The sequence below is a fragment of the Allobosea sp. GW821-FHT10B12 genome, assembly GCF_059415545.1.
Genome location: NZ_JBWKNL010000002.1, coordinates 896,488 through 916,200, shown reverse-complemented (window position 1 = coordinate 916,200; position 19,713 = coordinate 896,488). Strand labels below are relative to the sequence as shown.

Below are 19,713 nucleotides of genomic sequence, written 5' to 3'. Positions count from 1 at the left end.
AATGGGCGGAAAAGCCCGACAACGAGGGGAACAGGACATGCTGATCAATCGACGCGATGCGCTGGCGCTCTCGGCCGGTGCGCTGTTCGCCACCATGAACCCGGCCCGTGCGCAGGCGAAGAAGACGCTGCGGGTCGCGCCGCATGCGGCGCTGCGCGTGCTCGATCCGGTGGTGACCAACGCCTACATCACCCGCAACCACGCCTACATGGTCTACGACACGCTGTTCTCGGTCGATGCGCAGTACCGGCCGCAGCCACAGATGGTGAAGGAGTGGTCGGTCAGCCCCGACAAGCTCGGCTGGATCTTCACGCTGCGCGACGGTCTCGCCTTCCATGACGGGCAGCCGGTCACGGCGCAGGACTGCATCGCCTCGATCGCGCGCTGGGCCAAGAAGGACGTGGTCGGCATCCGTCTCGCCGCGGTCACAGCTGGCATGGAGGCCATCGACGCCAGGACCTTCCGCATCACCGTGAAGGAGCCGTTCGGGCCGATGCTGGAGGCCTTTGCCCGGCCGAGCTCGATCCCGCTCTTCATCATGCCCAGGCGCATCGCCGAGCTGGCGCCAGACAAGGTACTGGAGGAGGTCGTCGGCTCCGGCCCGTTCAGGTTCATCCAGTCGGAGTTCCGCCCCGGCGTGAGCTGGGCCTATGAGCGCAACGAGAAATATGTGCCGCGGGCCGAGCCGCCGGACGGCCTCGCCGGCGGCAAGGCGGTGAAGGTCGACCGGGTCGAGGTCGTCTGGTTTCCGAGCAAGCAGACCGCGATCAACGCGCTCGCCAAGGGCGAGATCGACCTGCTCGAGAACATGAACGCCGACCAGCGCTCGCTGCTCCAGGGCAACAAGGAGGTGGTGATCCGGCGCCGGCCGGGTCCGAACGCTTCGACGATCCGCTTCAACTGGGCGCAGCCGCCCTTCGACAACGTCAAGGTCCGGCAGGCGGTGCAGGCCGTCGCGACGCAGCAGGACTACATGGACGCCTCGATCGGCGACCCCGAATCCTACCAGATATGCCCGGCCTTCTTCGGCTGCGGCACGCCGCTGGAGACGGCTGTCGGCTTCCCCGACACCGGCAAGCCCAACATCGCCAAGGCCAAGGCCCTGCTGCAGGAAGCCGGCTACAAGGGCGATAAGATCGTCATCATCACACCAGGCGATATTGCCTCCTTCGCGCCGCTGGCGCCGATGACCCAGCAGCTCCTGCGCCAGATCGGCATTCCCTCCGAGATCCAGACCATGGAATGGAGCGCCTTCCTGGCAAGGCGGGCCAAGCCCGACCCGGTCGCGGAGGGCGGCTGGAACCTGGCGCATGCGGTCTTCGACCGGATCGACCTGATCTCGCCGCTCGGCAACCTCAACTTCGATGCGCGCGGCAAGGTCGCCTATACCGGCTTCGTCGACGATCCGCAGACCGAGGCGATGAAGGGCCGCTACCAGCGCGAGACGGAGCCGGCCAAGCAGAAGGCGATCGCCGAGGAGATGCAGCAGCGGGCCTATGACCTCGTCTTCTACGTCCCGCTCGGCACCTATTTCGACTACGAGACCTTCCGTGCGAACGTCTCCGGCTATGTGCCGTCGCCGGTCATGGTCGTCTGGGGCGTGGACAAGGCCTGATGCTCAGGCTCATCGCCCTGCGGATCGCGATGGCGGTTCCGGTCATGCTGGTCGTCGCCACCATCGTCTTCCTGCTGCTGCGCCTGAGCCCCGGCGACCCGGCGCTCATCATCGCCGGCGAGACCGCCGGCCCCGAGGCACTCGCCCGCATCCGTGCCGAAATGGGTCTCGACCGGCCCTTGCCGGTGCAATACCTGACCTGGCTCGCCGAGATCGCGCGCGGCGACCTCGGCATGTCGATCCTCTCCAGGATCCCGGTGCTCAGCCTGATCTTCGACCGGCTCGAGCCGACGCTGGTGCTGGCGCTGAGCGCCATCCTGATCACGGTGGTGATCGCCGTGCCGCTCGGCGCCGTCGCGGCCTGGAAGCACAATAGCTGGATCGACCGGGCGGTGATGATGCTCTCGGTGGTCGGCTTCTCGGTGCCGGCCTTCGTGATCGGCTACATCCTGATCCTGCTGCTCTCGGTGAAGGCCGACATCTTCCCGGTGCAGGGCTATGTCAGCCCCTTCGTCGATCCGCTCGCCGCACTGCGCCATCTCGCGCTGCCGTCGATCACGCTGGCGCTCGTCTTCATGGCGCTGATCTCGCGCGTCACCCGCTCAAGCCTGCTCGAAGTGCTCGGCGAGGATTTCGTCCGCACCGCTCGCGCCAAGGGCAATGTCGAGCGCCGCGTGCTCTGGCGCCATGCCCTGCCGAATGCCGCCGTGCCGATCATCACCGTGATTGGGCTCGGCATCGCCTTGCTGATCAGCGGGGTGGTCGTGACCGAGAGCGTCTTCAACCTGCCCGGCGTCGGGCGACTGACGATCGACGCCATCCTCGCCCGCGACTATCCCGTCGTACAGGGCCTGATGCTGTTCTTCGCGCTGATCTATGTCGGCGTGAACCTCCTGATCGACATCGCCTATGTGATCGTCGATCCGCGCATCCGCTATTGAGGCCCGCCATGTCGGCAACCGGACAGGCCTCTTCCCTGGCGCGGCGTAGCATCCTGATCGACGCGCTGCTCTCCAATCGCGTCGCCCTGTTCAGCGGCGCCCTTCTCCTCGCCATCGCGCTGTCGGCGGTTTTCGCCGGGCTGATCACCGGCGGCGATCCCTTCCTGATCCGCCCGCGCTTGCGGCTACGCCCGCCAGGCGGCGAGTTCTGGTTCGGCACCGACGCACTCGGCCGCGACGTCTTCGCACTGGTGCTGCATGGCGGTCGGATTTCGCTGCTGGTCGGCCTGTTCGCGGCGCTGGCCGGTGCTGCGGTTGGCACCGTCATCGGTCTGCTGACCGGTTATTTGCGCTGGCTCGATCCGGTGGGGATGCGGATCATGGACGGCATCATGGCGATCCCCGGCATCCTCTTCGCCGTGGCGCTGGTCTCGCTGGTCGGCCCGAGCCTCGTGACGATCGTCGCGGCGATCACCTTCGCCGAGATCCCGCGCGTCACGCGCTTGGTGCGCGCCGTCGTGCTCAGCGTCCGCGAGGAATCCTATGTCCGCGCCGCCGAGGGGCTGGGCATTCCGCCTCACCTCGTCCTGCTGCGCCATATCCTGCCGAGCTGCATCGCGCCACTGATCGTGCAGACCACCTATATGTTCGCAGCCGCCATCCTGTCCGAGGCGGTGCTCGGCTTCCTCGGCGTCGGCTTCCCGCCAGACATCCCGAGCTGGGGCAATGTGCTGGCGGAAGGCCGAGCCGTCTTCCAGCGCGCCCCCTGGACGATCATCGCGCCGGGCCTCTTCCTCGCCGTCACCGTCATGGCCGTGAACCTGCTCGGCGACGGCTTGCGCGACCGGCTCGATCCGCGCCTCTCTCGCGCAGCGAAGGTGTCGTCATGAGCGCGTCCGAGCCGATCCTGCGCATCGAGAATCTCAGCGTGGCGCTGCCCGAGGGACTCGATCGCAAGCACGCGGTCCACGACATCTCGCTCGAGGTCCATCGCAAGCAGATCGTCTGCGTCGTCGGCGAATCCGGTTCCGGGAAATCGGTGACGGCGGCGGCCGTGATGCGTCTGCTGCCGGAGAAGGTGCTGCGCATCACTGGTGGCACGATCCATCTGGAGGGCGAGGACATTGCGGCCGCGCCGCCGGCGCGGCTATGCGAGCTGCGCGGCAACCGCATGGCGATGATCTTCCAGGAGCCGCTGACCGCGCTCAATCCGGTGATGCGGGTCGGCGACCAGATTGCCGAGGTGCTGCGCATTCACCGGCGTGAGATGGCTTCCGGGCAGGTCGAAGCCAGGGTCGTCGAGCTGATGGCGGATGTGCATCTGCCGGAACCGGAACGGCTGGCGAAGAGCTATCCGCACCAGCTCTCCGGCGGCCAGCGCCAGCGCGTGATGATCGCGATGGCGCTCGCTCTGGAGCCTGCGCTGATCATCGCCGACGAGCCGACGACCGCGCTCGACGTTACCACCCAGGCCCAGATCCTGCGGCTGCTGCGCGAATTGCTGACCAAGCACGACAGCGGCGTGCTGATGATCACCCATGATTTCGGCGTCGTCGCCGACGTCGCCGACCATGTCGTGGTGATGCGGCAAGGCGAAGTCGTCGAGCGCGGCGCGCCGGACAAGGTTCTCGACGCGCCGGAACACCCCTATACGCGCGCGCTAATCGAGGCCGTTCCCCGTTTCCGCTACCGGCCCGAGCCCGAGCGAAGCGAGGCCCCCGTCCTTGCCGTCGAGGGGCTTTCGCTGACATACCGCAGCACGAGTTTTCTCGGCGCCAAGCGCGAGACCCGCGCGCTCGACGCCATCTCGTTCAGCCTGGCGCCAGGCGAGACGCTGGGCGTCGTCGGGGAATCGGGGTCCGGCAAGACCAGCCTCGCCAAGACGCTGCTGCATTTCGAGACGCCGGATTCGGGGCGCATCCTGTTTCGCGGACAGGACATTACCGGCCTCGCCGGCTCGGCGCTGCGCCAGATGCGCCGTCATATCCAGATGGTCTTCCAGGACCCATACAAGTCGCTCAACCCGCGCCGGCGGATCGGCCAGTCGCTGATCGAAGGGCCGGTCCAGCACGGCCTCGCCGCCAGCGACGCGACGAAGCGCGCAGAGGATCTGATGGAGCTGGTGGGTTTGCGTCGCGATGCACTGGATCGCTTTCCGCACGAGTTTTCGGGTGGCCAGCGCCAGCGCATCTGCATCGCCCGGGCGCTGGCGATGGAGCCCTCGGTCATCGTCGCGGACGAGGCGGTCTCGGCGCTCGACGTCTCCGTGCAGGCCCAGGTGCTCAAGTTGTTCGAGGACCTCCAGAAGCGCCTCGGCTTCGCGATGATCTTCGTCACGCACGATCTGCGCGTGGCCTCCAACATCTGCGACCGGATCGCGGTGATGAAGCGCGGGCGGATCGTCGAGATCGGTGCGGCCAGACGGGTCTTTGAGGCGCCAGAAGATGCCTATACCCGCGAACTGCTGGCAGCGGTGCCTGGCCTGGCGCGGGAGGCCGCTGCGGTCGCCTGACGTCCCGAGGAGGGCAGGGGGACAAGGGCGGCGCGTTCGGCTACTGATCGGCGATGTCGTTCTCCTCACTATCCGCATGGAACGCTTTGCCCGACACTGCAGGGCTGCACGCCAAGGGGGTGCGTCCGTGAACGGCAGGCCTTCGGACGGCCCCTCCTTCGAGCTGCGCCATCTGCGCTATTTCGTGGCCGTGGCGGAGGAGCGCAATTTCGGACGCGCCGCGGAACGGCTCGGCATCGCCCAGCCTGGTCTCAGCCAGCAGATCGCCAGCCTGGAGACGCTGGTCGGCACGCGCCTGCTCGACCGCAGCCGGCGGCTGTTCCAGTTGACTGTGCCCGGGCAGGTCTTCCTGGCCGAGGCGCGCAAGACGCTGGCCCAGGCGGATGCCGCCATCTCGGCGGTGGAGCGGGCGACGCGCGGCGAGACCGGGCGCATCTCGATCGGCTACGTCGCCTCGGCCGCCTATGCCGGCATCCTGACCGAGCTGATCGGTAGCTTCCGTAGCGCCTATCCCCATGTCGAGCTCAGGATCATCGAGATGGAGATGCGCCGCCAGCTCGACCGGGTCGCCGAGGGCGCGCTCGATTTTGCTTTCATCCGCCCGCCTGCGCCGATCCCGCGCAATCTCCAGACCCTGGGCGTGCTGAGCGAATCCTTTGCCGCCGTGCTGCCGGCCGGCCATCCGCTCGCGGGCAGTGAGAGCATCGCGCTGGAGAGTCTCGTCAACGAGGCCTTCATCATGCTCAACCAGCCGGCGGATGTCGGCTTCCACCGCCTCACCATCATGGCCTGCAAGGCGGCGGGCTTCGAGCCAAGGAGCGAGGCGGTAGGCAGCGATTTCACGACGATCGCCAGCATGGTCGCGGTGGGCCTCGGTGTCGCGCTCGCGCCCCTGTCGACCACCTGCCTGCAACTGCCGGGTGTCGTCTACCGCAGCCTGACGAGGAACGAGGTGCGGTCCGATGTCGCCGTCGCATTTCGGCGAAACGAGTCCGCCTCGGCTGTCCAGGCCTTCATCACCCATTGTCGCAGCCGCGCAGCTCGCGCGTCGATTTCCGGCGGAGTTTCATAATTTAGAATTGATATAATCAATCAATTTCATAGGATATACTTATCAAAATCGAAGCCGCGTTTATTGGACGCAAGCCTTGCCCCTGCATTAACGCCTTCTTCATTCGACCTGCCGCGACGGAATGCGATCGGCGCTTTGGCGCGATCACCCCGAACGGCAGGCTGGCACGCGCGAGAAGGCGAGAGCATGACCATTCGAGCTTCCCTGTCGCTGACGGCGCTGGTTCTGGCTGCCGTGGGTCCGGTTGCGGGCACAGCCTTCGCGCAGGAGGCTCAAGGCGCGATCTCGCTCGATACGATCACGGTCGAGGGGGAGGGCGCCACCGGCCCGGTGCGCGGCTATGTTGCCCAGCGCAGCACGACCGGCAGCAAGACGGGTACGCCGCTGGCCGAAAGCGCCCAGAGCGTTTCGGTGATCACGCGCGACCAGCTCACCCAGCAGAACGCCCAGAGCCTGAACGAGGCGCTGCGCTACTCGCCCGGCGTCACCACTGAGAGCCGCGGCGCCGGCGCCAGCCGTTTCGACCAGTTCAAGATCCGCGGCTTCGACTCGGTGACCTATTTCAACGGCTTGCGCATGCAGAAGATGAACTGGGTCTCACCCCAGGTCGATCCCTATCTGCTGGAGCGGGCCGAGGTGCTGCGCGGCCCCTCCTCGGTGCTCTACGGCCAGGCGCCGACCGGCGGCATGGTCAACCAGATCAGCAAGCTGCCGACCCTGACGCGCTTCGGCGAGGTCGGCGTCCAGTTCGGTAATAATCAGCAGCGCCAGGCCAGCTTCGACATTGGCGGACCGATCGATCCGGAGGGGCGCTTCCTCTATCGCCTCACCGGCATCGGCCGAATGGAGAACGGCCAGATCGCCGACACAAAAGCGGAGCGCTTCGCCATCGCTCCGGCCTTCACTTATCGGCCCTCGGAAGATACGAGCCTCACCTTGCTCGGCCTCTATCAGCGCGAGCCCAAGGCCAACGCCTATGTCGGCGTCCCCGCGGTCGGCTCGGTCGTCTTCAATCCCAATGGCCGGCTGAGCCGCCGGACCAATGTTTCTGAGCCGAACCTCGAGACCTTTGATCGCACGCAGGCCTCAGCCGGATACCTGTTCAGCCACCGCTTCAACGACGCGGTGACGCTGCGGATGAACGGCCAGTGGTTCCGCAGCGATATCGACTATTTCAGCGTCTTTGGCACCTCGCTCGCGGCGAACGGACGGACCTTGTCGCGTTCGGTCTCGCTCTCCCATGACGAGATGGATGCGCTCGCTTTCGACAACCAGCTCGAATGGAAGTTCCGGACCGGTCCGCTCTCGCACACTCTGCTGACCGGCTTCGACGCGCAGTATTCCGACGGGTACTTCGTCAACGGCACGGGCGCGGCCCCGGCGATCGACCTGTTTGCGCCGGTCTATGGCCGGGCCATCACGCTGCCCACCACACGCCGGACCGATCAGACGACCCGGCAGTACGGCCTCTACGCCCAGGACGAGATCCGCTTCGGCAATTTCGTCGCGACCTTCGCCGGGCGTTCCGACTGGGCAGAGAACAGGACCACGGTCGCAGGCGTGCGCAGCAAGACGGATGACCACGCTCTCACGGGGCGGGCGGCGCTGCTCTATCGCTTCGACAACGGCATCGCGCCCTATGTCAGCTTCGCGCAATCCTTCACGCCGCTTGCCGGCACGGACGCCGCGGGCCGCGCCTTCGATCCAGAGCGCGGCGTCCAGTACGAGGCAGGTATCAAGTACCAGCCTATCGGGATCAATGCTCTCTTCAGCGCCGCCGTCTTCGACCTGATACGCGAGCATCTGCTGACCGGCGACTTCGCCAATCCCGGCTTCTCGGTGCAGGTCGGCGAGGCGCGCTCGCGCGGTGTCGAGCTCGAAGCCAAGGCGAGCCTCGATTTCGGGCTGAACGTCGCGGCGAGCTACACCTATCTCGATACCAAATACACCCGCGACAATAGCGGCCTGCAGGGGCTGGTGCCGACCGGCGTACCCCGCCACATGGCCTCGCTCTGGCTCTATTACGACCTGCCTGCGAACCTCATCCCCGGCCTGTCGATCGGCGCGGGCGTGCGCTATGTCGGCAGCACCTTTAACACCAACAACACGATCGAGGTCCCGAGCGTGGCACTGGTCGACGCCGCCCTGCGCTACGACTTCGGCAAGCTCGTGCCGCAGCTCAAGGGCATGGCGCTGCAGCTCAATGTGAAGAACCTGTTCGACAAGGAGTATGTCGGCGCCTGCTATACCTCGACGCTGTGCTCCTATGGCCAGGGGCGGGTCGTCACCGCCGGCCTCAACTACCGCTGGTGATCCGGACGCCGTGACCGAACTCGCCGCATATTGCCGTTTAAAGGGCGATGCCGCCGACCTACTGGCCGGTCAGCTCGATGCCGTCGGCCACCTCTTTGCCGGGGAGAGCTTCCATGTCTCCTGCGAACGTTCGCGGCAGGGGCTCTGCCTCAGCCTCTCAGCGGGGGATTGGCGGCGGCTGGCGCTGGCCAAGGCGCGCGTCGCAGGGGAAATTCGCCGCATGTCGGGATGTGCGGCTGTCGCCCTGAATTGGAAGGGTGATGGCGATCCCGAGCGTCTCGGCCATGTCCAGCACTGGCAGGTCAAGGCTGCGCGACGGGCGACGCCCCATCTGCGGCGAGTGACGTTCCGGGTCGAGGACGCGGCCTTCTATGCCAGCGATCTCCACCACGTCCGCCTGCTCCTGCCGCAGCGCGCGGGCGGAGTCTTTGCCTTTCCGACACCTTGTCCTGCAGGTCTTCCGGTCTGGCCGGAGGGCGAGCTGATGCCGGTGCTGCGCAACTACACGATCCGCACGGTCAGGGCGGAGCGCGACGAGGTCGATGTCGATTTCGTCCTGCACGAGCCGGCCGGGCCCGCCACGGCCTGGGCCCGGGCTTGCCGGCCGGGCGACGAGATCGGCGCGCTCGGTCCGATCGGACGGCCCGTGACTCATGCACTGCTGCGCATCCTCGCCGGCGACGAGACGGCCTTGCCGACCATTCTCAGGCAGATCGAGGAGCGGCGCCTCGGCGAACGCATCGATGCCTATGTCGAGCTCGCCGACGAAGCGGAACGGCAGGAGCTTTCGCTTCCGGAAGGGTGCCGGCTGCATTGGTTGCCTCGCGGTGGCCTCGTAGCGGCGCTGCAGGAGCGGGCGCGGGCGGGGGATGATGCCCTCTGCGCCTATGCCGGCTGCGAGTTTGCGACATCCCAGCGGCTGAAAGCTGTGTTCAGCGCGGATCTGGGACTGCGTTCGACCCAGTTCCGCTCCGTCGCCTATTGGCGCAGTCAGACGGGGAGGGCGGCATGAGCTGGGATCGAAGCGCGAACCATGCGTCCGAGCGGGCCTTCGTGCTGACCGGCGCAAGCTTCGCCCTCGGTAGCCGGAAGCTGTTGAAGCCGCTCGACCTCACGCTTACGCCGGGGCGCTGCTACGGGCTGATCGGCCCGAACGGCTCCGGCAAGAGCACATTGGTCAAGCTGCTGGCGCGCCAGCTCGCGCCGTCTTCCGGCGAGATCCGTTTCAGTGGCCGGCCGCTGCCGCAATGGGAGGCGCGCGCCTTCGCCCGCGAGCTCGGCTATCTCCCGCAATTCACACCGCCCACGGACGGGATGCTGGTCGAGGAACTCGTCGCCCTCGGCCGCTATCCCTGGCATGGCGCGCTCGGCCGTTTCGGGCCTCAGGATCGGGCCAAGGTGGCGGAGGCGATGGCGTTGACGCAGGTCGAGATGTTTCGCGGGCGAGCGGTCGACAGCCTCTCCGGCGGCGAGCGGCAGCGCGTCTGGCTCGCCATGCTGCTGGCCCAGGATGCCGGCTGCATGTTGCTGGACGAGCCGACCTCGGCACTCGATGTCGCACATCAGATCGAGGTGCTCTCCGTCGTCCGGGATATGACCGAGAGCCGCGCCCTGACCACGCTCGTCGTGCTGCACGATGTCAACATGGCCGCGCGCTATTGCGACGAGATCATCGCACTCGGCCAGGGCGCAGTCGTTGCGCGCGGTACGCCGGCGGAGCTGATGACGCCCGAGGTGCTCGGGCGGATCTATGGCACGCGGATGGGCGTGACCGTCCCGGCGGGCAGCGACCGGCCGATCGGATACGTGCTGTGACGCCGTCCTCGCTCTCCCGGCGCCGGCTGATCGCGCTCGGCGCGGCGGGGCTGCTCGCTTGTCCCGCACGGGCCTCCGAGGGCACTGCCGCGGCGATCGACTGGGCGATGCTGGAAACGGCCCTGGCGCTGGGCGTCGACGTCGTTGCGGGCGCCGAGCTGATGCTCTACCGCAAATTCGTGATCGAACCGGCGCTGCCGCCTGACATCGCCGATCTCGGCCTGCGCGGCAGCATCAATTTCGAAGTGCTGCGCCGGGCGCAGCCCGGTCTCATTCTGACCTCGCCTTGGTACACGCGGATGGAGCCCAATCTGCGCCGGATCGCGCCGGTGCTCTCGATGCGGATCCATGAGCGCGGGCAGGATCCGTACGCTGCGGCTGAAGCCGTCGCGATCGAGCTCGGCCGCCGTTTCGGCCGCGAAGCCGACGCCGCGGCCCTGATTGCCGAGACCCGGAGCGAGCTGGCGGCGGTGGCACAAGCCCTCGCCGCGAGGCGGCAGCCCCCCGTCTTCGTCATCACCATCGGTGACCCCCGCCATTTCCGGGTCTTCGGCGCCGATAGCATGGTCGGGGCCGTGCTCAAACGGCTGGGGTTGGCCAATGGCTGGGGGCGGCAGACGAGCTACAGCGTGCAGGCGCCCGTCGACATCGTGGCGCTGGCAGACAATCCGAATGCGGCTATCGCGATCCTCGGCCCCGTTCCGGACGACGCGCGACGGGTGCTGCCGGAGAGTACGATCTGGCAGAGCCTGCCCGCCGTGCGCGCAGGCCGGGTGATGGTCCTCGATCCGGTCAATCATTTCGGCGGCCTGCCGGCGGCGCGCCGGCTGGCGCGACTGCTCGGTAAGGCCCTGTCAGAGGGAGCGCCCGGCCTTGGTTGACGCGGCACGGCACAACAAGCTGCTAGCCGGCAGCCTCGCGCTGGTCGCGCTGAGCGCGGCGTTGAGCCTGCATGCGCTGTTCGCTGGTCTCGGGCCTCGCGGCTTGTCGGTCCTGACGGAGCCGCTACCGGCAGATGGGCTCAGGCGGATCATCGTGCTCAATGCCCTGCTGCCGCGGATCGCGGTCGCGTTGATCGCCGGCGCCGCGCTCGGATTGGCGGGGGCTCTGCTTCAGCGGGTCCTGCGCAATCCGATAGCCGATGCGTCGACACTCGGCATCTCGGCGGGTGCGCAGCTCGCTTTGGTTGCCGCCACAGCCTTCCTGCCAGAGCTTGGCGGCCTCGGCCGCGAGACGGTCGCGCTGGTCGGCGGCGGCGCGGCGGTCGCGATCGTGCTTGCGCTCGGCTGGCGGCGCGGTTTCGAGCCGACGACGCTGGCGCTCGCCGGTTTGCTGATCGGGCTGGTCTGCGCCTCGGCGGGCGCGGCGATCATCCTGTTCTCGGGCCAGTATCTGACCTCGATGTTCATCTGGGGTGGCGGCTCGCTCGCCCAGCAGAGCTGGGAGCCGGCCAAGGCGCTGGCGCTGCGGCTGGCGTTCGCCGCTGGCCTTGCTATCCTGCTGCAGAGGCCGCTCGCTCTGCTGGCGCTCGGCGATGTCGGCGCCCGCAATCTCGGTCTTTCGGTTCGCGGCGCACGCTTCGGCATCGTGCTGGTGGCTGTCGCCCTCGCCGGTTCGGTCGTTTCGCAGGTCGGCATCATCGGCTTCGTCGGGCTCGCGGCGCCCAATATCGCCCGCATGCTCGGCGCGCGCCGGCCGGGCTCTCTGCTGCTCGCCTCGGCGCTGGTCGGGGCGCTTCTGCTCAGCCTCACCGACGGGCTGGTCCAGGGAACCAATGCCGCGAGCGGTCTTGGCGCCCCGACGGGTGCTGTCGCCGCCCTGCTGGGCGGGCCGTTCCTGCTCTGGCTGCTGCCGCGGCTGCCGGTGTTCACCATGCCGCCTCTCGATGGCGGGCCGATGATCGGCGCCGTTGCGCGCAGGCCATGGCGGCTCGTGGGTGGGATCGCGGCGGCGCTCTCGGTCGTCACGATCCTCGCCCTTGTCATAGGGCGCGACGCGGACGGGTTCGAGATCGCGACCGGCCTGGCTTTCGGCGAATTGTTGCCCTGGCGCTGGCCGCGCCTCGTGGCAGCGATGGCGGCTGGCGCCATGCTGGCCGCGGCGGGCACGCTGATCCAGCGCCTGACCGGCAATCCGCTGGCGAGTCCGGAAGTGCTCGGCATCAGCAGCACCGCCGGCCTGGCCCTTGCCCTGACGATCATGTTCGTTCCGGGCGCCGGCTGGTGGCAGCAGGGGGTGGCCTGTGCCGCCGGCGCGGGGCTCGGCCTGCTCGTCCTGCTGACGATCGCGCGGCATTTTGCGCTTACTGCAGGCCGCATGCTGCTTGGCGGCATCGCGCTGGCGTCGTTCTCCGGCTCGATCCTGACGGTGATCCTGGCGCGCGGAGGCCTGGAATCCTTCGCCATCCTGGCCTGGCTCACCGGCTCGACCCAGCAGGTGACCCCCGAGCTCGCCATTGCCGCCGCGGTGACGGCGACAATGCTGCTCCTGCCGCTGCCGCTTTTCGCCCGCTGGCTCCAGATCCTGCCTTTGGGCGAGGCGGTCTCGGCCGGTCTCGGCATTGCGCTCCTGTCCGCGAAGACGCGGCTGATCATCAGCGCCGCGCTGCTGACGGGCGCGGCGACGCTGATCGTCGGACCGATCAGCTTCGTCGGCCTGATGGCGCCGCATCTGGCGCGGATGCTGGGCCTGCGCGGCGCAGGTGCGCATCTGGCCGGTGCCGCCCTCGTCGGAGCGCTCCTGCTGGCGCTGGCCGACTGGCTGTCCAGGATGGTCTTCTTCCCCTACCAGATGCCCGTCGGCCTGTTCGCCTCGCTGATCGGCGCGCCCTATCTCATCTGGACGCTGGTGAGAGATCGGGCCAGCTAGCTACGATAAAGCGGATCAGAAGGGCAGCACCGCCATGGTCAGGGCGCCAACGGCGACGCCCAGGCCAAGCGCGAACCACACTCGATAACCTGCAAGCCACATCAAGCCGAGCTTGCCCATCGAATAGCCCCCACCGCCGATCTGAGCCATCAGGGTCAGCATGTCGGAGCAGATCCACTCTTCGGCGATCTTGCCGTCGGCGATGCGATAGAGTTCGTAGCTCTGGTAGTCGACCCGCTTTCCGGTCGGCGGATGTCCCAGGAATTCGCCGCTATGCGTTCCGGTAATGCGAAAACGCACCGCCACCTTGTCGCCGGCCGCGAACATGTCCTGCTCCTCGAGCTTGAAATCGGGGAAGGCGTCAAGAAATATCCCTGTGTTCTTTCGCCACTTCTCCCGGCCGCGCATCTGATGCGGCACTCCAGCTAGGTTGATGATGAAATCCGGTGCCAGGAACTCGGCTGCAGCGGTGATGTCCCGACGGCTCAGAACGGCGAAGGCATTGCGCATCAATTCGATATTCTCTTGGGCGGCGGTATTGTTGACAGGCACGACAGGGCTCCGCTTCGGTGGCTGAATCGGTAAAAACCACATCGTGAATATGATACACAATGATCTTGATACATCAAGCAGCCGCGACACATTGTTGCAGCTGTTCCTCGTCACCACGCTCATGTCGGAGGACATGCAGCGCGGCTTGGCCGAGCGCGGCCTGACGCAGGCCAGGGCGCAGGTGCTCTGGCTCCTGGGCGAAGCCGAGCGCATGACTCAGCGAGACCTGGCCGCGCAGCTGAGGGTCACGCCGCGCAACGTGACCACACTGATCGATGCGCTCGAGCAGACCGGTTTCGTCCGTCGCACGGCCCATCCGACCGACAGGCGCGCGACCGTGATCGTCCTGACGCCGCAAGGGCAGACAGCCGTTGCGAGGCTGCAAGCGGAGGTGACCGAGTTCGCCCAGTTGCTCTTCGGCCACTTACCCGAAAGCGACCTCAAGACCTTCCAGGGGATACTTCATGGCATCGCTGCGAAACTTGCCGAATTGGCAAAGCAAAGTGGAGCCAAGAAGCGCCGATAGCGAACAGAGCCTTCTCGGCTGCCGCTGACGTCGTGCGCTACTAGCTGCGATTAGCGGTTTGAATTTCACTCGGAAGGTCATCTCACTGACAATCCTCCTGCTCAGGAGGAAGATATGAAATCGATACAATTGGCATCCGTGATTGCCAGCCTCGCTTTCTGCGACCTTGCATCCGCGGCCGAGATCGCACAGTCGAAGCCGGAGATCGTAGCCAGGCTGCCCCAGTCGGTCGGCAACATCGCCTTCACGCCGGATAATCAGCTCATCTTCAGCCATCATCCGTTCTTTTCGCCGGATGTCCGCGTCGCAAAGCTGACCTCGCCGACGACGTTCGAGCCGTTTCCGAACGCCGACTGGAACACGCCGCGCAAGGACTCCGATCACTTCCTGGACAATGTGCTCGGGCTGCGCTCGGACGAGGATGGCGTGGTCTGGATCATCGACATGGGGTTCCGCACCGGCATCACCCCGAAGCTGGTCGGATGGAACACGCGCACGAACAGCCTCGAGCGCATCTACTACATGCCGAAGCCAGCAACCCGAGACGGTTCGCAGCCTCAGGACATCGTCATCGACCGCAAGCGCGGCAAGTTCTACATCGCCGACGAGGATATCGGCCCAGGCGGCAACGGCTCCAAGGCAGCGATCATTGTCATCGACATGAAATCGGGCCTCGCGCGCCGCGTCCTCGAAGGCGATGCTTCGACGGTTCCGGAAAATGTTCCGATCACCGTCGACGGCAAGGACCTCACGGTGACCGGCAGCGACGGCAAACCGGCCGTCATCAAGGTCGGCTGCGACGGCATCACAATGGATGTCAATTCGGAGTGGGTCTATTACGCTCCGCTGAACGGGCGCTCCGTCTATCGCATCAGGGCCGCCGATCTCGCGAACGAGACAATTTCCGCGGGCGAGCTGAGCAAGAAGGTCGAGCGCTACGCCGACAAGCCCAACAATGGCGGATTGTCGATCGACTATCAGGGCAATCTCTACCTGACGGCCGTGGAGACCAAGCAAGTCGGCGTCATCACCACCGACAAGAAGTATCATGTCATCGCCACCGACCCCGATATGGTCTGGCCCGACGGCATCACCGCCTCGCCGGACGGCTACATGTATGTGTCGGCCTCGCAGATCTCGGCCGCCGCCATGTTCAATGGCGGGGTCGCCAAGAACAAGACGCCCTACCTGATCTACCGGTTCAAGCCGCTGGCGCCGGGCTATATCTCCCGCTGACGCATCGATCCGGAGGGCGACATTCGTCCTCCGGATCGATCACCGTATCCGAGAAATGACTCACCGCCGCTCTTCTGAGCGTGCATGAGCCTCACGCCGTCCCTCTACCGACCTTTCAACGAAGAGTTTGCCGCCAGCTTTTTTTCGTCGGGAAGGGCTGCGGCAGTGCACCTATCTGTGGCGTCGGTCGCCGACCGGCATTCGACGGCTCCGTGATCGAGCAGCATTGCAGCAGTAACTTCTGACGAGGTTGCGCGCGGGCCATCAAAATCGAGCAAGACGCCATGACTTGGCGACTAAGATCAGGATCAGGCATCAGCCAAACTCGCCGCGCCGCTATTCAGGCGCAATGACTCGCGCAGAGTCTCGACCAGAGTATGGACCATCTCGGCGGAAACCCGTTCTTCGCCGAGCAGGGTGATCTCGGTGTAAGGCAGCACCGGCAGAGGCTCCCGATGGGAGAGCGGCAGCAGGCCGGCCCGAACGAAGGAGCGCCCGAGGACGGTCACCCCCATCCCGGATTCGACAGCAGCCTGGACACCCAGGATGTTTTCGGCCGTGCAGGCGACGCGGAAGGTGCGCCCGCTCTTGTCGAGGGTGTCGATGGCAACGGCGCGATAGGAGCAGGGCGGAGGCAGCAGAACGAGCGGCAAAGGCTCGTCCATCTCGTATCGAAAGCCTTCTCCCGCGATCCAGCACAATGGCTCGCGCCAGATCACGCGGCCGCGCTGTGCGTCGCCATCCTTCTTCGCGAAGACGAGATCGACCTCGCCGGCGTCGAAGGCGCGAGTCAAGCCGCAACTCATCCCGGTCTGCACCTCGACGGTGAGACCCGGATGCCCACGGCGGATGTCTTCCAGCAGGCCGGCGAGTTGGCGGGGGATGAAATCCTCGGCGATACCGAGGCGAAGGCGCGTCCGCACTTGCCGGGGCGCGAGCGTCCTCACGGCCGTGTCGTTGAAGCTCAGCATCTGCCGCGCATGGCCAAGAAGGAGCTCGCCATCGCGCGTCAGCGACAATTCCCTGCTGTTGCGCAGGAAAAGCTGCCGCTGGACCAGATCTTCAAGCCGCTTCACTCTCTGGCTGACCGCCGATTGCGTGCGGCCCACGACGTCGCCGGCCAATGTGAAGCTGCCGGTATCGGCTACGGCAACGAAGCAGCGCAACAGGTCGATTTCGAGATTCACCGCGCCCATCTCTCGCTCCTTTGGCCTGATCAGCTCGACGGGCTCGCCTTCCATTGATCGCGGGCTGTCCCACGATGCCGGATGGTGCCCGCGACCTCAAGCAGTTCGGCGTGGCACGTGCAGAGCGGGCGCGACGCTCCAGATGATCACAAGGTCGCCGGTAGCGGCCGCAGGGAAGTCTGACGCAGATGTCAGGGATGCTGACTTGGCACTTGCAGATTGTCGAGGCCGGGCAGGCTCTGGAGCTGGCGCTCGACCGCCGCAGGGTCGAGCGCTGCTGGCTGCTCCAGCCAGTAGGTCACCATCTCCGGGAAGGCGATCATCAGCGCGACCAGGATGAGCTGCAGCACGATCCAGGGGATCGATCCCAAATAGATGTCACGGCTCTTCACCGTCGGCGGCGCGATGCCGCGCAGATAGAACAGCGCGAAGCCGAAGGGCGGATGCATGAACGAGGTCTGGATGTTGGCGCAGATCAGGAGGCCGAACCAGATCAGGTTGATGTCGAGCTTCGCCGCCGCCGGCGTCAGCAGCGGGATGATGATGAAGGCGATCTCGAAGAAATCGAGGAAGAAGGCGATGAAGAAGACGAACACCATGGTGAAGGCCAGGAAGCCGACCTGACCACCGGGCAACCCCGTCAGCATGTGCTCGATCCACAAGCCCCCGCCGACGCCCTGGAAGACCAGGCTGAAGACGCGCGCGCCGATCAGGATCATCGTCACCATCGCGGTGATGCGCATGGTCGAGGACATCGCCTGATAGGTCAGCTTCCAGGTCAGCGTGCGATACAGCGCCGCCAGAGCGAGTGCGCCGACCGCGCCCATGGCGCCCGCTTCCGTCGGCGTGGCCAGACCCATGAAGATCGTGCCGAGCACGAGGAAGATCAGCGCCGCCGAGGGGACGATGCCGCGGACGCATTTGAAGGCGAGCGCCCAACCCTTGAGCGTGCGCGCCTCCGGCGGCAGCGCCGGGATATGGGCCGGCTTGAGGATGCCGAGGATCGCGACCCAGATGCAGAACAGCACGACCTGGACGATGCTGGGGCCGATCGCGCCGGCATACATGTCGCCGACCGACTTGCCCATCACGTCGGCGAGGACGACCAGCACCAGCGAGGGCGGGATCAGCTGGGTGATCGTGCCGGACGCTGCGATGACGCCGGTCGCATGCTGCATGTTGTAGCCGTAGCGCATCATCACCGGCAGCGAGATCACGCCCATGGCGATCACCGAGGCGGCGACCGTGCCGGTGATGGCGCCGAGGATCGCGCCGACGAAGATGACGGCATAGGACAGGCCGCCGCGGACGCTGCCGAAGAGCTGGCCGATCGAATCGAGCAGGTCCTCGGCCAGGCCGCAGCGCTCCAGCACCGCGCCCATGAAAGTGAAGAACGGAATCGAGAGCAGCAGGTCGTTCGAGATGATCGAATAGAGCTGGAAGGTGAGATTGCCCATGTACTGGGGCGCGATCACCCCCATCTCGATCGCGATGAAGCCGAAGAACAGCCCGACCGCCGCCAGCGAGAAGGCAGCGGGATAGCCGATCAGCAGGAAGACGATCAGCCCCCCGAACATCATGGGGCCGAGATTGGCGCGGATGGCGTCGATCATTGCAGCGGCTTCTCGTAAGCGTATTCGTGCTGGTGGAAGCCGCGCAGCGCTGCGGCGCGCTTGATCATCTCCGAGAGGCCCTGCAGCAGGATCAGGGTGAATCCGACCGGCAGGAGCAGGATGACCGGCCAGCGGATCAGGCCGCCGGCATTGTTGGAGGCCTCGTTCAGCGTCCAGGACTGCACGAACCAGGGCCATGTGAACCAGATCATCACCAGGCACATCGGCAGCAGGAACACGGCCCCGCCAACGAGGTCGATCCAGTGCCGCATCCGATCCGAAACCGCGCCGTAGAACAGGTCGACACGGACATGCTCGTTGACCCGCAGCGTGTAGGCCGAGCCGAGCAGCACCATGCCGGCGAACATGTACCATTGCAGCTCCAGCCAGGCGTTGGAGCTGGAGGAGAAGAGATAGCGGATCGTGGCGTTGCCGGCGCTGATCAGGCAGGCGAGCAGGACGAGCCAGCTCGCGATGACACCGAGGAAGCCGCCGAGCCGGTCAATCGCCCGGGCAACCGGCATGAGCTGGCGGCAGAAGGTCCAGGCCAGCCAGACGATCGCAGCCATGCCGCCCACCGTGGCGAGCGCCAACCAAAGCTTGAACATCTATACCTCTTGCGGCAGAGAACTATTGCCGCTCGTCGCCGCCGCCCCGGCGGCTCAAGGGGAGCTCCGGAACCTCAGCCGGCGATGGTTTCGGTGCGAAGCAGGCGCTCGGCAGCCTCCCGAGGCGACAGACCTTCTCGGCAGATCGCATGGTCGAGCGCGGTGACGGCCGCGTTCCCGATCCGCAGATCCCGCAACCCCTCGACGAGGGCAGGCTCCATGGTTTCGGTCACTTTCCGGCTCATCACGAGCGTCGCCTGATCCACCCCGCCAAGGAGCCCTTTGGGCTCCGACAAGGCACGGATCCGGTGCCTGTGATGGAGCCATTGCGGATGCCAGAGCGGAACGACCATCCATTCCGCCCGCTCGACCGCCTCGAGGAAGCGGCCGAAGCAATCGGCCTCGCTGCCCGGCTGGAACCGATAGCCGAGCGAGCCGAGCCCGTATTCCTCGACCATGGCAGCGGAGAAGCGGCTGATACCCGCGCCGGGACCGATGCCTTGAATGAGCTTGGTCATCCGCTGCGCCACTTCCGGCTTCAGCAAATCCCCGACGGAGGCCACCGTGTCCTGGGGCACATAGTCCGGAACGCCCCAGATGCAGTAGGGTTCGTACAGAACCCCGAGCTTCGACACGCGGTCGGCGAGCGGATCGAGATAGAGGCCGTGACTCGCTGGCAGCCAGGCCGACACGACGCCGTCGACCTCGCCCGAGCCGAAGCGCTCGAACATCTGCGCATGTGGTGCCGCTGACAGTTCGACTTCATACCCGGCGCGCTCCAGCAGGATTTGCACGACGGCCGCGCTGGCTTCATGGAAAGAGAGAGCAATATGCCCGAGACGAATGCGGGACATT

Annotated in this window: 17 protein-coding genes; 12 read left to right on the top strand and 5 right to left on the bottom strand. The window is 66.3% G+C overall.

What is annotated here, in order from left to right:
• Positions 1–37 precede the first annotated feature (37 nt).
• The 10 genes from AC07O0_RS09605 (at position 38) to fhuB (ending at position 13,136) form a co-directional block, all read left to right on the top strand.
• Complete coding sequence (locus AC07O0_RS09605) at positions 38–1,615, top strand: ABC transporter substrate-binding protein (protein WP_494622292.1); 1,578 nt, start codon at positions 38–40, stop codon at positions 1,613–1,615.
• Positions 1,615–2,556: an ABC transporter permease gene (locus AC07O0_RS09600; RefSeq protein ID WP_494622291.1), complete on the top strand. Its 942-nt coding sequence runs from the start codon at positions 1,615–1,617 to the stop codon at positions 2,554–2,556. Before AC07O0_RS09605 ends, AC07O0_RS09600 begins: the two co-directional genes overlap by 1 nt.
• Before the next feature lie 8 nt (positions 2,557–2,564).
• A complete protein-coding gene (locus AC07O0_RS09595) occupies positions 2,565–3,446 on the top strand; it encodes an ABC transporter permease (RefSeq protein ID WP_494622290.1) in 882 nt (293 codons plus the stop codon).
• Positions 3,443–5,068 carry a dipeptide ABC transporter ATP-binding protein gene (locus AC07O0_RS09590; protein WP_494622289.1) on the top strand — a complete coding sequence of 542 codons (1,626 nt, stop codon included), beginning with the start codon at positions 3,443–3,445 and terminating at the stop codon, positions 5,066–5,068. The genes AC07O0_RS09595 and AC07O0_RS09590 overlap by 4 nt, the downstream gene beginning before the upstream one ends.
• Positions 5,069–5,195: 127 nt before the next feature.
• Entirely contained in the window at positions 5,196–6,140 is a 945-nt protein-coding gene (locus AC07O0_RS09585; RefSeq protein ID WP_494622288.1) for a LysR substrate-binding domain-containing protein, read from the top strand.
• Between the two features lie 186 nt (positions 6,141–6,326).
• Positions 6,327–8,453: a TonB-dependent siderophore receptor gene (locus AC07O0_RS09580; RefSeq protein ID WP_494622287.1), complete on the top strand. Its 2,127-nt coding sequence runs from the start codon at positions 6,327–6,329 to the stop codon at positions 8,451–8,453.
• A 10-nt stretch (positions 8,454–8,463) separates the two neighbouring features.
• Positions 8,464–9,465 (top strand): siderophore-interacting protein, encoded by a 1,002-nt coding sequence (locus AC07O0_RS09575; protein ID WP_494622286.1) that lies wholly within the window; start codon positions 8,464–8,466, stop codon positions 9,463–9,465.
• Positions 9,462–10,268: an ABC transporter ATP-binding protein gene (locus AC07O0_RS09570; protein WP_494622285.1), complete on the top strand. Its 807-nt coding sequence runs from the start codon at positions 9,462–9,464 to the stop codon at positions 10,266–10,268. The genes AC07O0_RS09575 and AC07O0_RS09570 overlap by 4 nt, the downstream gene beginning before the upstream one ends.
• Positions 10,265–11,149, top strand: a complete 885-nt coding sequence (locus AC07O0_RS09565) for an ABC transporter substrate-binding protein (RefSeq protein ID WP_494622284.1) — start codon at positions 10,265–10,267, stop codon at positions 11,147–11,149. The genes AC07O0_RS09570 and AC07O0_RS09565 overlap by 4 nt, the downstream gene beginning before the upstream one ends.
• Entirely contained in the window at positions 11,142–13,136 is a 1,995-nt protein-coding gene (gene fhuB / locus AC07O0_RS09560; protein ID WP_494622282.1) for a Fe(3+)-hydroxamate ABC transporter permease FhuB, read from the top strand. The genes AC07O0_RS09565 and fhuB overlap by 8 nt, the downstream gene beginning before the upstream one ends.
• 15 nt (positions 13,137–13,151) lie before the next feature.
• Here the strand turns inward: fhuB and AC07O0_RS09555 are convergent, their stop codons facing one another.
• Positions 13,152–13,688, bottom strand: a complete 537-nt coding sequence (locus tag AC07O0_RS09555; protein ID WP_494622280.1) for an ester cyclase — start codon at positions 13,686–13,688, stop codon at positions 13,152–13,154.
• A 94-nt stretch (positions 13,689–13,782) separates the two neighbouring features.
• On the opposite strand from AC07O0_RS09555, the gene AC07O0_RS09550 reads away from it, so the two are divergent.
• Positions 13,783–14,214 (top strand): MarR family winged helix-turn-helix transcriptional regulator, encoded by a 432-nt coding sequence (locus tag AC07O0_RS09550; RefSeq protein WP_494622278.1) that lies wholly within the window; start codon positions 13,783–13,785, stop codon positions 14,212–14,214.
• A gap of 114 nt (positions 14,215–14,328) precedes the next feature.
• Complete coding sequence (locus tag AC07O0_RS09545) at positions 14,329–15,450, top strand: L-dopachrome tautomerase-related protein (RefSeq protein ID WP_494622276.1); 1,122 nt, start codon at positions 14,329–14,331, stop codon at positions 15,448–15,450.
• A gap of 308 nt (positions 15,451–15,758) precedes the next feature.
• Here AC07O0_RS09545 and AC07O0_RS09540 read toward each other — a convergent pair whose 3' ends face one another.
• From AC07O0_RS09540 to AC07O0_RS09525, 4 genes are all read right to left on the bottom strand, one after another.
• Entirely contained in the window at positions 15,759–16,646 is an 888-nt protein-coding gene (locus tag AC07O0_RS09540; RefSeq protein WP_494622274.1) for a LysR substrate-binding domain-containing protein, read from the bottom strand.
• A gap of 182 nt (positions 16,647–16,828) precedes the next feature.
• Positions 16,829–18,250: a TRAP transporter large permease gene (locus AC07O0_RS09535; RefSeq protein WP_494622272.1), complete on the bottom strand. Its 1,422-nt coding sequence runs from the start codon at positions 18,248–18,250 to the stop codon at positions 16,829–16,831.
• On the bottom strand, positions 18,247–18,819 hold the full coding sequence (locus AC07O0_RS09530) for a TRAP transporter small permease subunit (protein WP_494622377.1): 573 nt from the start codon (positions 18,817–18,819) through the stop codon (positions 18,247–18,249). The genes AC07O0_RS09535 and AC07O0_RS09530 overlap by 4 nt, the downstream gene beginning before the upstream one ends.
• A 113-nt stretch (positions 18,820–18,932) precedes the next feature.
• Entirely contained in the window at positions 18,933–19,712 is a 780-nt protein-coding gene (locus AC07O0_RS09525) for a glycine betaine ABC transporter substrate-binding protein (protein WP_494622270.1), read from the bottom strand.
• Between the last annotated feature and the right edge of the window lies 1 nt (position 19,713).